Source organism: Corallococcus exercitus, assembly GCF_042231735.1.
Lineage (GTDB): Bacteria > Myxococcota > Myxococcia > Myxococcales > Myxococcaceae > Corallococcus > Corallococcus exercitus_B.
Genome location: NZ_CP102577.1, coordinates 4,636,176 through 4,649,337, shown reverse-complemented (window position 1 = coordinate 4,649,337; position 13,162 = coordinate 4,636,176). Strand labels below are relative to the sequence as shown.

The following is a 13,162-nucleotide window of genomic DNA, read 5'->3' as shown; positions in this document are numbered from 1 at the left end:
CATGGATTCTGCCATCCCCCGCTGCGATCCGTCACGACGGATCCGCGGCAGTCTCAGGCGAAGCCGCTTGACCGACTACTGGTCGCAGCTCACGTCGTTGTACGCGTTGCCCGGCTCGCCGGCGGCCACCAGGTTGGTGTCCACGCCGCAGGTGCCGGCCAGCGTCGCGCCCGTCGGGGAGGAGGTGATGCCCCAGGCGTCGCCGATCGGGTCGTTGTCGACGTTACCGACCGCGTTCGCGCTGAAGAAGCAGCTCGGGCAGCTGTTCACGCCGGGCTGCACGCCCAGGGCCGCGATCGCGTCCTTGGCGGTCGGCGCGGTGGTGAACTTCGCCACGTCCTGGCCGATGCAGCCCACCTTCGCGTCCGCGCGACCGGTGCTGGTCGCCGCGACGGCGCCCACGCAGCCGGTCTTCAGGCCGTAGCTGTAGCGGTTCGCGGGCTCGGGGTCGAAACCGATGACCGTGAAGTCGGTGGAGTACTTGTCCTTCTCACCGAAGTACGACTTCTGCGCCGTGAAGATGGCCTTGAGGTTCGTCTTGGCCTCGGACTGCTTCGACTTCGCCTGGAAGCGGATGAAGTTCGGGATGGCGATGGCGGCCAGGATGCCGATGATGGCGACCACGATCATCAGCTCGATGAGGGTGAAGCCACCCTTCTTCCGGAAGAGACGGTTCATCATGTTTGGGAACTCCGCGGCAGGCAGAGGGGGGTTGAACGACGTGCGAACTCTTAGCACGAAGAGTGCCACGCCGAACAATCCGCCCAACCCCCGGGATTCCCAGGGCGGTCAGGCAGGGCAGGGGATGGATCAGCGGGAGGGCTGCCAATTTTTGTCACCGGCGCTGACGGTTTTCGTCCGCCATCGCGCAGTCGCCAGCTCCGGAAGCGGCGGGTAGGATTCCGGGCTCCGTGACGTTCACCTACGCGCCGGGCTGGGCCGAGCCCCTCTTCATCCTCTTCCTGTTCATCCTCGGCCTGTGTATCGGCTCCTTCCTTAATGTGGTCATCGCGCGGGTGCCCGAAGGACTGAGCATCGTGCGGCCCGGGTCCCGCTGCCCGAAGTGCGGGCATGTCCTCTCCTGGTACGAGAACATCCCCGTCCTGTCGTGGCTGGGCCTGCGCGGGAAGTGCCGGGGCTGCGGCATGCCCATCTCCCCGCGCTACGTGATGGTGGAGCTGCTCACGGGGCTGTTGTTCCTCGCGTGTCTCAAGCGCTTTGACTGGACGTACGAGCTGGTGCCCGCGCTGGTGCTCGTGTTCCTGCTGGTGCCGCTCACCTTCATCGACCTGGAACATTGGATCCTCCCGTTCTCGCTGACGCTGCCGGGCATCGCCGCGGGCGTGCTGCTGGCCATTCCCCGGGGCGGCGGCGCGGTGGCGCAGGCGGCGCTGGGCGCGGCGGTGGGGTTCCTCGGCTTCCGGCTGATGGAGTACGTGGGCTGGCGCGCCTTCAAGCGCGAGGCGCTGGGCGGCGGGGACAAGTTCCTCGTCGCCCTCCTGGGCGCGTTCCTGGGCTGGCACTCGCTCCTGGGCATCCTCTTCTTCTCGTCGCTGCAGGGCTCCATCGTGGGCGTGGCGCTGCTCGCCCTCACGGGAAGGGCGGGCCCGCGCGGTGCCCCGGAAGCGGAAGGCTCGCCTCCGGCGCCCCAGGACCCGCGGGCCGACGCCTCCGTGACCCCGGCGGCGGTGGAGGCTCCGAAGGAAGAGGAGGAGCCCGAGCCCACGATGACGTGGGACTTCACGAAGCCCGGCCTGCCCCTGTGGAAGCGGGTGGTGCTCGTGCCCTGGTGCCTGCTCTTCCAGCCCATCCCGGACGCGGAGCTGGATGAAGCGGGCGAGGAGGAGGAGTGGGTCCCCGGTCCCACCAACATCCCCTTCGGCCCGTGGCTGGCGCTGGCGGGGCTGGAGGTGATGCTGCTGGGGCCGCTGCTCGCGCGCGTGCTGCCCCTGGAGGTGGCGCTGATGCTCGGGGGGACGCGGTGATGCGGGGATGAAGTGGCGCATCGCCAGCGTGGCGTTCCTCCTGGGCTCGCTGTCCACGGGCCTGTCGTGGCTGACGCTGCAGCCGGTGTTGATCCGCCTGCTGGACACGGCGCGCCGGCTGGCGCTGCCAGGGTCGCTGGACATGGAGGGGCTGGCGCGGATCCGCGCCTTCCTGCCGCTGGCGCTGGGGCTGGACCTGCTGGTGCTGACGCTCCTGGCCTACGGCGTGCTGTACCTGGCGGTGGGCCGCCCGCTGCGCGCCATGGAGAAGTCCGTGGAGCAGCTGGGCCGGCTGCAACTGGACGTGCCGCTCTCCGGACAGGGCGGGCCGTTCCTGTCGCGCATCCAGGGCGAGCTGAGGCGCATGGCGGAGGCGCTGCGCCAGGAGCAGGCCCTCACGCGCTCGCAGCTGGAGGCGCTGCGCGAGGCGAACGCGCGGCTCGCGCGGGCGCAGACGGAGCTGGTCGCCTCCGAGCGGCTGGCCACGGTGGGCAAGCTGGCCGCGGGCGTGGCGCACGAGGTGGGCAACCCGCTGGCGGGCATCCTGGGCTACCTCTCCCTGGCGCGGTCCAGGGCACAGGGCGCGGAGCTGACGGACTTCCTGGAGCGCATCGACCACGAGGTGCTCCGCATCGACCGCATCGTGCGGGGGCTGCTGGACCTGGGCCGTCCGGCCAGCCCCCAGCCCGGGCCGGTGGACGTGGGGCAGGTGGTGGAGACGTGCGTGCGGCTGGTGCGCGCCGGGCCGGAGCTGGACCGGGTGGACGTCCTGCTGGAGGTGACGCCCGGCCTGCTGGCCCGCGCGGACCCGGGCCCCCTGTCGCAGATCCTCATCAACCTGCTGCTCAACGCCGCCCAGGCCATGGGGGGCGAGGGCCGCGTGCGCGTCTCCACCCGGAGCGAGGGCTCGCTCGTCCTGGTGGAGGTGCAGGACAGCGGGCCGGGCCTGTCCCCGGAGGTGCGGGCGCACCTCTTCGAGCCGTTCTTCACCACCAAGGGGCGGCAGGGCACGGGCCTGGGACTCGCGGTGTCGCTGAACCTGGCCCAGGGCATGGGCGGCCGGCTGGACGCGCGCGACGGCGCGGGCGGCGGCGCGTGCTTCCGTTTGTCCCTGCCAGCGGCCTGACGGCGTGGCCGGACGGCATATGATGGGCCGCACCCCATGCCCCTCTTCCGCACCGTCCTCGTCGCCGACGACGAGCCGTCCATCCGCCACATCCTCACCCTGGTGCTGACCGACAAGGGCTACGACGTGCGCGCCGTCGCCGACGGAGACGAGGCCCTGCGCGAGCTGTCCGCCCGCGCCTACGACGTCCTGGTGACGGACGTGCGCATGCCGAAGCGCGACGGGCTGTCGGTGCTCAAGGCCGCGCTCGCGGAGCAGCCCGGCCTCACCGTGGTGGTGATGAGCGCGTACGGCTCCCAGGAGCAGGCGCTGGAGGCGGTGCAGGCGGGCGCGTACGACTACGTCCAGAAGCCCTTCAAGCCGGAGGAGATCGTCCTCGTCCTGCGCAAGGCCGAGGAGCGCGAGCGGCTGGTGCGCGAGAACCGCCGGCTGCACGAGGCGCAGCTGCCCGGCGCGTCCGGAGGCCACATCCTGGGACAGAGCGCCGCGCTCCAGGCGGTGCTCAAGCAGGTGGCGCGCGTCGCGCCCGTGGACACCACGGTGCTCATCTCCGGGGAGAGCGGCACCGGCAAGGAGCTCATCGCGCGCGAGCTGCACGGCCAGAGCCGCCGCGCCGCCATGCCCTTCGTCGCCGTCAACTGCGGCGCCATCCCCCACGGCCTCCTGGAGAGCGAGCTGTTCGGCCACGCGAAGGGCGCCTTCACCGACGCGCGCACCGCCCGCCGGGGCCTGTTCTCGGAGGCCGACGGCGGCACGCTCTTCCTCGACGAAGTGGGCGAGCTGCCCCTGGGCGCGCAGGTGAAGCTCCTGCGCGTGCTGCAGGAGGGGGAGATCCGCCCGGTGGGGGAGAGCCGCGTGGAGCGCGTGGACGTGCGCGTGGTGGCCGCCACGCTGCGCGACCTGGGCAAGCTGGTGGAAAAGGGCGACTTCCGCGAGGACCTCTACTACCGCCTCAACGTGGTGAACCTCACCCTGCCGCCCCTGCGCGAGCGCCGCGAGGACATCCCGCTGCTCGCCCGCGCCTTCCTCCACCGCTTCAACCGCGAGCTCAACCGTGATCCACCGGTGGAGGGCTTCACCCCGGAAGCGGACGCCCTGATGACGGCCTACGCCTGGCCCGGCAACGTGCGCGAACTGGAGAACGCCATGGAGCGCGCGGTGCTGCTCGCGGAGGGCACCCACGTCGCGCCTGGCTGCCTGCCGGAGAAGTTGTGGGCGGCTTCCGCACCCGCCCCGGCGGGGACGGCCGCGCCGCTACAGGCCGCAGGCGACCTGTCGCTCAAGCGCGCCATCCGGGAGCTGGAGGAGTCCTACATCCGGGCGGCGCTGCGGCGCACGAAGGGCAACCGCACCCGGGCGGCGGAGGTGCTGGACATCAGCCACCGGGCGCTCCTCTACAAGATCAAGGAGTACGGCATCGATCCGGACGCCGAGGGCACCCGGACCTGAGGGCAGGGGAGGTGCCCGGCTGGCCGCCTTTCAAGAATCCTCCGGCAGGAATCCTCCGGCGCCATTTGACGGAACGCGGCCGGGGCCGGAAAATCGGGCCTCCGCGAAGGTGGGTCAGGGGGCGCGGTCGTGGCCGGTCATCACGGCGCTCTCCCGTCCGCAGGGCGGCCGGGCGCCAAGCACTTTTTAGGAGGGGTATCAAGCCGGTGCTACGCTGGCCGCCTCTCCGATGGAGTTACGCATGGCGAAGGGCAAACTGGCACTCGGGCTGGATATCGGGTCGACGTCGATCAAGATGATCATGCTCAAGGAGCAGCGCAAGCGCGGTGAAGTCGGCTACGCGCTCCAGAGCTTCGGAATGAAGCCGCTGCCTCCTGAAGCCATCGTGGACGGCGCGCTGATGAACTCCACGGCCATCGTCCAGGCCGTCCAGGAGCTGATGTCCGAACTGAAGGTCAAGGGCAAGGACGTCGCCATCGGCGTGTCCGGCCACTCGGTCATCATCAAGAAGATCCAGATGCCCCGCATGAGCCAGGAAGAGCTCGAGGAGAGCATCCAGTGGGAGGCGGAGCAGTACATCCCCTTCGACGTGAAGGACGTGAACATCGACACGCAGATCCTCGACGGCGGCGGCAACGACGCCACCGGTCAGATGGACGTGCTGCTGGTGGCCGCCAAGAAGGACATGATCAACGACTACACCACCGTGGTCTCCGAGGCGGGCCTCGCGCCGGTGGTGGTGGACGTGGACGCGTTCGCCGTCCAGAACATGTTCTCCACGAACTACGAGCTGCCGGACAAGGAGACCGTCGTCCTCATCAACGCCGGCGCCTCCGTGGTGAACATCAACATCATCGCCAACGGCGTCACCGTCTTCACCCGTGACGTGACCATCGGCGGCAACCAGTTCACCGAAGAGATCCAGAAGCAGCTCAACGTCTCCTACGAGGAGGCGGAGGCGCTGAAGATCGGCGGCAACCGCGCGGACGCGGACGCCGTCGTTCCCCAGGACGTGGAGCGCGTGCTCTCCAGCGTCGCGGAGCAGGTGGCCGGTGAAATCCAGCGCTCGCTGGACTTCTACGCGGGCACCGCCGCGGACTCGAACTTCACCAAGGTCTACCTGTCCGGCGGCACCGCGAAGATTCCCGCCCTGTTCAAGACCATCGAGGCGCGGACCGGCGTGCCGGTGGAGATCCTCAACCCGTTCCGGAAGATTGAAGTGGACAACCGCAAGTTCGACCCCGCGTTCATCATGGACGTGGCGCCCATGGCCGCGGTGGCCGTGGGACTGGCGCTCCGGCGTCCGGGCGACAAGCTGGGCTGATCCCGCTCTGACCTTTTGAGGAACTGAACGCACATGATGATCCGAATCAACCTGCTGCCCGTCCGGGCGGTGAAGAAGCGGGAGATGGGCCGGCAGATTTTGGCCCTCTACGCCGCGGTCCTGATCGCCGCGGTGGTTGGCAACTACTTCTGGTTCGCGGACCGTGACGGCGAGCTGGAGCGCACCAAACAGGGCATCGTCCAGACGCGCGCGAAGATCGCGGAGCTGGAGAAGGTCATCGGCGAGGTGACCAACATCAACGCCCGCAAGGCGGAGGTGGAGAAGAAGCTCGCGGTGCTGGACACGCTGCGCAAGGGCCGCAACGGCCCGGTGCGCATGCTGGACGCGCTGTCCTCCGCCATGCCCAAGAAGGTCTGGCTCAAGGACTTCGTGGAGGCCGCCAACAGCGTCACCATCAACGGCGGCGCGGTCAGCCACGACGAGGTCGCCGAGCTGATGCGCGGCCTGGGCGGCATGGTGTGGACGCCCAAGGGCATGGGGCGCCTGGTGGATCAGGGCCGCGGCGCCAGCAAGACGTCGCGCGTGGAGCTCTTCAACACGGAGACCGCCAGCGTGGAGGAGTTCTCCGCCAGCGACATCAAGCCCTTCTTCGGAAACATCGAACTGACCAACGCCGTGCAGACCAAGCCCTCCCAGGCCGGCGCCGCGCCGTTCGTCGAGTTCAAGCTCACCCTCACCGCCAACTACGCCATCTGATTGGCGGCGAAGGACCCCTGTCATGGAAAAATACCTGGATCAACTCGCGAAGGCCCCTCCCGCCGCCAAGTTCGGCGGGCTCGCGGCACTCGTCGTCCTGCTGACCGTGGGCAACTTCTTCTCCTTCATCCAGCCCACGGAGGAGGACATCACACGCCGCCAGGCGGAGCGCCGGACGCTGGACCTGGAGCTCGCGGAGAAGAGCGAGATCGCCCAGAACCTCAACGAGCGCCGTCGTGAGATGGACGTGCTCGAGCAGAAGCTGGCGGAGGCCCTCACGGAGCTGCCGGAGCGGCGCGACATGGAGGAGCTGCTCGCGCAGATCAACGACATCGGCAAGAAGTCCGGCCTGGAGATCTCCCGCGTGGAGCCCGACAGGGAGTACGTCGAGGGCAACGAGTTCTTCGCGCGCATCCCCATCCGGATGACGGTGAGCGGCAACTACCACGAGATCGCCATGTTCCTGCAGGAGATGGCCAACATGCGCCGCATCGTGAACGTCAACAACATCAAGCTCGATGGCGCGACCCTGAAGAACGAGAAGGTGGTCCTCCAGAGCAGCTTCCTGGCGACGACGTTCCGGTTCATCGAGACGAAGAGCAACTAGAAACTTGATCCGCCCGGCAACTGGGGCGACAAGGGATGACGCGGATGAAGACGTTCAAGTCCACGATGACCGCTGCGGTGATGGCGCTGACCCTGTCCGCTTGTGAGGACACGCCCCCAGCCCCGCCACCTGCTCCCCCCCAGGCCGCCGCCCCCGCGCCGGCCCCGGTGGAAGAGAAGACCGAGGCGTCGGCGGCGCCAGCGTTCGTCTACACATACAGTCCGGTGGGCAAGCGGGATCCGTTCCGCAGTCCGCTGGAGGAGCTCGGGCCGGTGGCGCGTGACGCACCGGAGCGGGCCTGCAATGAACCCCTGTGCGTGTTCGACCTCGACCAGCTCAAGCTGGTGGCGGTCGTCACGGGGGACGCCAGCCCGCTGGCGATGGTCGAGGACCCCCTGGGCCGCGGCCACATCGTCCGGCGCAACACCCGGGTGGGGCGCCAGGGCGGCAAGGTGACACAGATTCTAAGGGACTCGGTCACCGTCACCGAGGTCTTCACGGGTGCCAAGGGCGAGCTCATCAGCAATCCGGTGAGTCTCCAGCTCAAGGCGGATGGCGTGAAGGACCCCGCCTACAACCTGATGACGGGCAAGAACTGGGAGTAGCGCCCCACGGCGCGCCCGCGGGCAGTCGTCGCCCGCTTCCAACTTGTTGAGGGGACGCATGCTCGAGCAGAGCGCTGTGACGAGGGGCAAGTGGATCATGGCGGCCGCATGGGCGGTCGTCCTGGCAAGCGCCAAGGTGTACGGCGCGGATTTGAACACGCTGCGGGACCTGCAGGTGTCCCGGACGGGAGCCGGTGCCCAGGTCGTGGTGACCGGGACCCGGCCGCCCACCTTCACCGTCTTCCGGCTCAGCGGGCCGGAGCGGCTGGTGGTGGACCTGTCGTCCGCGGACGCCACCGGCATCAAGGGGCACCATGACGGCACCGGTCCGGTGTCCGGCGTGGTGGCCGCCCAGTTCTCCGACGCGCGCGCCAGCGTGGGCCGCGTGCTGGTGGCGCTCGACCAGGCCTCCCAGTACGACGTCCGCGCGGAGGGCAACCGCGTGGTCATCTCCGTGGACGGCTCGCCGGTGGCCCCCGCCGCCGCGACCGCCCAGGCTCCCGCGGAAGTGAAGCCGGCGGAGCCCGCCGCGCCGAAGCCCGCCCCCGCCCAGACCGTCGCCGCCGCGCCGGTGAAGGCCGCGCCGGCCCCGGTGGCCGCGCCCGTGGAGGCCATGGTGGCGGTGGTGCCGGAGGAGGGGACCTCCTCCAAGTCCGCGCCGTCGCAGGCGCCGGGCCGTGAGAATGTCGTCGCCACGGAGGCGGATGAGCGCGAGGTGGCCCACCCGGCCCAGCGCATCACCCGGCTGTCCATGGACGGCGAGGCGCTGCGCGTCGCCGCCGACGGCGACATCGCCCGCTACGAGGTCCTGGAGCTGGTGGATCCGCCCCGCCTGGCCGTGGACGTGTACGGCGTGGGCCTGAGCGCGAAGGCGCCCAAGGTGAAGGGCAACCTGCTCAAGGACGTGCGCGTGGGCGCGCACGAGGACAAGGTGCGCCTGGTCCTCGTGGCCAAGGGTGACATGCCCGCGTACCGCGTGGACCGCGCCGAGCGCGGCCTGGAAGTGGTGCTGGGGGGCGCGGTGGCGCGCAAGCCCAAGCCCTCCCAGCCCCGCGACGCGGTGGCGGAGACCGAGCCCCTGCGCCCGCAGCCGCTGCCCGCGCAGGACGCCGCGAAGCCGCAGCCCGCGGTGGCGCAGGCCGCGCCGCAGCAGGCGGTGGTGGAGGTCAAGGACCTGTCCTTCGACGAGAGCCCCACGGGCGGCCGCGTGCAGCTGAAGCTGTCCGGCGCGACGGCGTGGAAGGTGGACCGTCCGGATCCGCGCAGCGCCGTGCTGACGCTGGAGAACGCGCGCCTGCCCAAGAAGCTGGAGCGCAGCCTGGACACCAGCGCGCTGGAAACGCCCGTGAAGATGATCAGCGCCTTCAGCGTGCCCGGTGAGGGCCGCAAGGTGCGCCTGGTGGTCGCCGCGGACGGCGCCATCGAGGAGAACGTCACCCAGGGCGCCAACAGCCTGAGCTGGCGGCTGGACGTGCAGGGCGTGAAGACGGAGGAGGTCGCCGTCACCCAGCGCACCGCCGGCTTCACGGCGGAGGCCCCGGCGTACGCGGCGGAGGGCGCGCCCCAGCAGGCGCGCTACCGCGGCAAGCGCGTGTCCTTCGAGTTCAAGGACATCGACATCCAGAACCTGCTGCGCGTCATCGCGGAGATCTCCAAGCGCAACATCGTCGTCGCCGACGACGTCGGTGGCCGCGTGACCATCCGCCTGCGCAACGTGCCCTGGGACCAGGCGCTGGACCTCATCCTGCGCACCAAGCAGCTGGGCCAGGAGCAGGTGGGCAACATCATCCGCATCGCGCCCTTGAAGACCCTGGAAGAGGAGGCGCGGCTGCGCCAGGAGCGCAAGAAGTCGCTGCAGCAGCAGGAGGACCTGCTGGTCAGCCTGGTGCCGGTGAACTACGCGGTGGCCGCGGACATGTCGTCGCGGGTGAAGGAAGTGCTCAGCGACCGCGGCTCGGTGACGGTGGACACGCGCACCAACGTGCTCATCATCAAGGACATCCGCTCCAACACGGAGAAGGCGCGCGCCCTGGTGCGCAGCCTGGACACGCAGACGCCGCAGGTCCTCATCGAGAGCCGCATCGTGGAGGCGAGCACCACCTTCAGCCGCGCCCTGGGCGTGCAGTGGGGCGGGCAGACGCGCCTGTCCACCGCGACCGGCAACCCCACCGGCCTCATCTTCCCCAGCACCGTCGGTGTCACGGGCGGCGCGGGTGGCGCGGCGCCGGGCGTCCCGACGCAGCCCAACTTCGCGGTGAACCTGCCGGCGGCGGTGGGTGAGGGCCTCGGTGGCGCCATGGGCTTCGCCTTCGGCTCCGCGGGCGGCGCCGTGCAGCTCAACCTGCGCCTGTCCGCGGCGGAGACGGAGGGCACGGTGAAGACCATCTCGTCGCCCAAGGTCACCACGCTGGACAACAACACGGCCCGCATCAGCCAGGGTCTGTCCATCCCGTTCAGCCAGACGTCCGCGGGCGGCGTGAACACGACCTTCGTGGAAGCGCGCCTGTCGCTGGAAGTCACGCCGCACATCACCCAGGACGGCAGCATCCTCATGTCCATCGCGGCGCAGAACAACCAGCCGGACCCGTCCAACACCGGCGCCAACGGCCAGCCGTCCATCCAGCGCAAGGAGGCCTACACCCAGGTCCTGGTGAAGGATGGCGACACCACGGTCATCGGCGGCATCTACGTGCGCCGGGGCAGCACCTCGCGCGACTCGGTGCCCTTCCTGGCCAGGATCCCCGTGCTCGGCTTCTTCTTCCGGAGCACCACGGAGACGGATGAGCGGCAGGAACTGCTCATCTTTGTCACGCCTCGCATCCTCAACCGGCAGACCATCGCGCAGAGCCTCTGATGGCTTCGCGCCCTGATTGGGAGAGACCCGTCCAATGAAGCCCTTCGTCATCGCGGCGGCCCTGTCGCTCGGGCTCTGCTCGTGCTCCGAGAGTGCCCCCCCTGTCCAGATCACCGAGATCAAGCTGCCCAGCGCCGCCTGCGCGGTCGAAGCGACCGCTCCGGGTATCGCGGCCGGCTCGCTCAACTTCGAGTACGGCGGCAGCTACGTCCTGGCCTTCCTCGTGAACAACAGCTACAGCGCGACGCCCATTTCCATCGGGGACGTCCCGCTGGAGCCGGGCGGCGTCGAGGGTGGGGCCGCCACCGCGTTCGTCACCACGCTGAGGCTGTCCTACGACACGACGCCGAACGTCACCATCCCCGACGCGGAGGTCCCCTACACGGGGGGCCTGTCCCCCGCGTCCGAGGGCAACATCCTCGTGACCGACCTGCTCACGCGGGAGGCCTCGGTGGCCCTGGCGGCGGCCACGCAGACCGAGGACATCCAGGTGCGCGTCACCGTCCAGTTCGCCGGTGAGTACGGCTCGGGCCACAAGGAGTTCGAGACGAACGAGATCGTCTACAGCTTCGATGCCTACCGCCGGGACCGCGGCATCCCTGACTGCGCGGCCGAAGAGACGCCCGAGCCCGTGGCCCCGTGCGGCTCCGAGGGTGGGCAGGATGGCAACTACCCCTCGTGCGTGCTGCCGTGAGCCGGGCACCCGTCACCGCGCCCCGGGAGGACCATGTCTTTTCGCACGCACCTTGAAGCGGTGGTGAACCAGGTGGACGGAGCCCTCGCGTGCAGCGTGATGGGCTTCGACGGCATCTCCGTGGACACGTTCCAGAAGGACGAGGCCACGGAGCTGGACGTCTCCGGCACCTGGGTGGAGTACGCCAACCTGCTCACGCAGCTGAAGAACGCGGCCGAGTCGCTGAAGACGGGCACCGTCACCGAGGTGTCCGTCAACAGCGAGAAGGTCCTCACCGTGATGCGCCTGCTGACGCCGGAGTACTTCCTGGTGCTGGCGCTGCGCGCGGACGGGAATTTCGGCAAGGGGCGCTATGTCCTGCGCGTCACCGCGCCGCAGGTGAAGGCGGAGTTGTAGCCACGCACGTCCGCTCGGGCAGGGGCTCGTCGAGCCTGCCCGGCGACGCAGCGTGCCGCCGCTTTCCCCTTTGCAGGAAACAGGGCATGGGCTAGACACCCCGGGCTTTCGTCTTTACGTCAGTCTGGTAAGCCTGAAGGAGTCGGTCCCCATGGCCGGTTTTGTCGACACCTCTGAATTTCGCAATGGTTTGAAGATCGAGATCGACGGCGAGCCGTTCGTGATCGAGTACTTCCAGCACGTCAAGCCCGGCAAGGGTTCCGCGTTCGTGCGGACCAAGATTCGCAGCCTGCTCAGCGGTCGCATGCTGGAGCCCACCATGAAGTCCGGTGACAAGGTGGGCGTCCCCGACATCGAGCAGAAGGACATGGAGTACCTCTACAACTCGGGGGACGAGTACTACTTCATGGAGAAGAAGACGTTCGAGCAGACCTTCATCACGGAGAAGGTGCTGGGCGACGCGAAGAACTTCCTGAAGGAGAACACCCCGGTGGAGGTCCTCTACTGGAACGGCAAGGCCATCTCCGTCGGCCTGCCGAACTCCGTGGACCTCAAGGTCGTCAAGTGCGACCCCGGCGTGCGCGGCGACACCGTGTCCGGCGCGATGAAGCCCGCGACGCTGGAGACCGGCTTCACCGTCAACGTGCCCCTGTTCATCAACGAGGGCGACGTGCTGAAGATCGACACGCGTGAAGGTGGCAAGTACCTGACCCGCGTCGCCACCGCGGGCTAGAGCGTCTTCCCTTCACCTGGCGACCCGGGAGGGGTCCGAATGGCAACGAAGCGCAAGGCAACCCGGCCGGCCCAGTCCTCGGGCGCGGCTTCCGGGCGGGATGCGGGCACCACGTCCCTGGACGTGGAGGCCCTCCGGCAGATTGTCGAAATCCTCGAGGCCTCCGACGTCACCCGGCTGGTGTGGACGCGGGGACCGGAGAAGCTCTACATCCGCCGCGGCCACGCGCCGGAGACGACCATCGTCCACCACGCGGCGCCGTCGGGCCCCGGGGTGACGGTGTCGCCGCCGGTGGAGTACTCCGCCCCGGTCGCGCCCCGTGCGGCCCCCGCCGCCGCGTCCGCGGCGCCTGCCGCCGTGGCGGCGCCGGAGAAGCCCGCGGAGAAGCCGGGCCACCTGGTGACCAGCCCCTTCGTGGGGACGTTCTACCGGACCCCCGCGCCGGACCAGCCCCCGTTCGTGGACGTGGGCACGGTGGTGCGCAAGGGCCAGGTGCTCTGCATCGTGGAAGCGATGAAGCTGATGAACGAAATCGAGTCCGAGGTCTCCGGCCGTATCGCCGAGGTCCTCGTGGAGAACGGTCGCCCGGTGGAGTTCGGCCAGGCGCTGTTCCGCATCGAGCCGGCCTGAGTCTCTCGTCGTCTGGCGCGTCCGGCCCGCTTCGGGCGGGAC

At 69.4% G+C, this 13,162-nt stretch carries 13 protein-coding genes; 12 read left to right on the top strand and 1 reads right to left on the bottom strand.

Annotated elements, in window-relative coordinates; translation table 11 throughout:
- Nucleotides 1–75: 75 nt before the first annotated feature.
- On the bottom strand, nucleotides 76–681 hold the full coding sequence (locus NR792_RS18060; RefSeq protein ID WP_375761257.1) for a type IV pilin protein: 606 nt from the start codon (nucleotides 679–681) through the stop codon (nucleotides 76–78).
- A gap of 230 nt (nucleotides 682–911) precedes the next feature.
- On the opposite strand from NR792_RS18060, the gene NR792_RS18055 reads away from it, so the two are divergent.
- The 12 genes from NR792_RS18055 (at nucleotide 912) to accB (ending at nucleotide 13,120) form a co-directional block, all read left to right on the top strand.
- A complete protein-coding gene (locus tag NR792_RS18055) occupies nucleotides 912–1,985 on the top strand; it encodes a prepilin peptidase (RefSeq protein ID WP_375761256.1) in 1,074 nt (357 codons plus the stop codon).
- A gap of 7 nt (nucleotides 1,986–1,992) precedes the next feature.
- Nucleotides 1,993–3,111 carry a sensor histidine kinase gene (locus NR792_RS18050; RefSeq protein ID WP_375761255.1) on the top strand — a complete coding sequence of 373 codons (1,119 nt, stop codon included), beginning with the start codon at nucleotides 1,993–1,995 and terminating at the stop codon, nucleotides 3,109–3,111.
- A gap of 36 nt (nucleotides 3,112–3,147) precedes the next feature.
- Nucleotides 3,148–4,560: a sigma-54-dependent transcriptional regulator gene (locus tag NR792_RS18045; RefSeq protein WP_375761254.1), complete on the top strand. Its 1,413-nt coding sequence runs from the start codon at nucleotides 3,148–3,150 to the stop codon at nucleotides 4,558–4,560.
- A gap of 241 nt (nucleotides 4,561–4,801) precedes the next feature.
- Entirely contained in the window at nucleotides 4,802–5,884 is a 1,083-nt protein-coding gene (pilM, locus tag NR792_RS18040) for a type IV pilus assembly protein PilM (RefSeq protein ID WP_014399064.1), read from the top strand.
- Between the two features lie 33 nt (nucleotides 5,885–5,917).
- The gene (locus NR792_RS18035) at nucleotides 5,918–6,601 is read left to right on the top strand and encodes a PilN domain-containing protein (protein WP_375761253.1); all 684 of its coding nucleotides are present in this window, start codon (nucleotides 5,918–5,920) and stop codon (nucleotides 6,599–6,601) included.
- A 22-nt stretch (nucleotides 6,602–6,623) separates the two neighbouring features.
- A complete protein-coding gene (locus tag NR792_RS18030; RefSeq protein WP_375761252.1) occupies nucleotides 6,624–7,208 on the top strand; it encodes a type 4a pilus biogenesis protein PilO in 585 nt (194 codons plus the stop codon).
- Between the two features lie 44 nt (nucleotides 7,209–7,252).
- Complete coding sequence (locus tag NR792_RS18025) at nucleotides 7,253–7,813, top strand: pilus assembly protein PilP (RefSeq protein WP_338280787.1); 561 nt, start codon at nucleotides 7,253–7,255, stop codon at nucleotides 7,811–7,813.
- A 58-nt stretch (nucleotides 7,814–7,871) separates the two neighbouring features.
- A complete protein-coding gene (gene pilQ, locus NR792_RS18020) occupies nucleotides 7,872–10,667 on the top strand; it encodes a type IV pilus secretin PilQ (protein ID WP_375761251.1) in 2,796 nt (931 codons plus the stop codon).
- A gap of 34 nt (nucleotides 10,668–10,701) precedes the next feature.
- Nucleotides 10,702–11,361 carry a hypothetical protein gene (locus NR792_RS18015; protein ID WP_375761250.1) on the top strand — a complete coding sequence of 220 codons (660 nt, stop codon included), beginning with the start codon at nucleotides 10,702–10,704 and terminating at the stop codon, nucleotides 11,359–11,361.
- Nucleotides 11,362–11,394: 33 nt separating this feature from the next.
- On the top strand, nucleotides 11,395–11,757 hold the full coding sequence (locus NR792_RS18010; RefSeq protein ID WP_120525949.1) for a hypothetical protein: 363 nt from the start codon (nucleotides 11,395–11,397) through the stop codon (nucleotides 11,755–11,757).
- A 151-nt stretch (nucleotides 11,758–11,908) separates the two neighbouring features.
- Nucleotides 11,909–12,490: an elongation factor P gene (gene efp, locus NR792_RS18005; protein ID WP_120525950.1), complete on the top strand. Its 582-nt coding sequence runs from the start codon at nucleotides 11,909–11,911 to the stop codon at nucleotides 12,488–12,490.
- Nucleotides 12,491–12,529: 39 nt separating this feature from the next.
- Complete coding sequence (accB, locus tag NR792_RS18000; protein ID WP_375761249.1) at nucleotides 12,530–13,120, top strand: acetyl-CoA carboxylase biotin carboxyl carrier protein; 591 nt, start codon at nucleotides 12,530–12,532, stop codon at nucleotides 13,118–13,120.
- Nucleotides 13,121–13,162 lie beyond the last annotated feature (42 nt).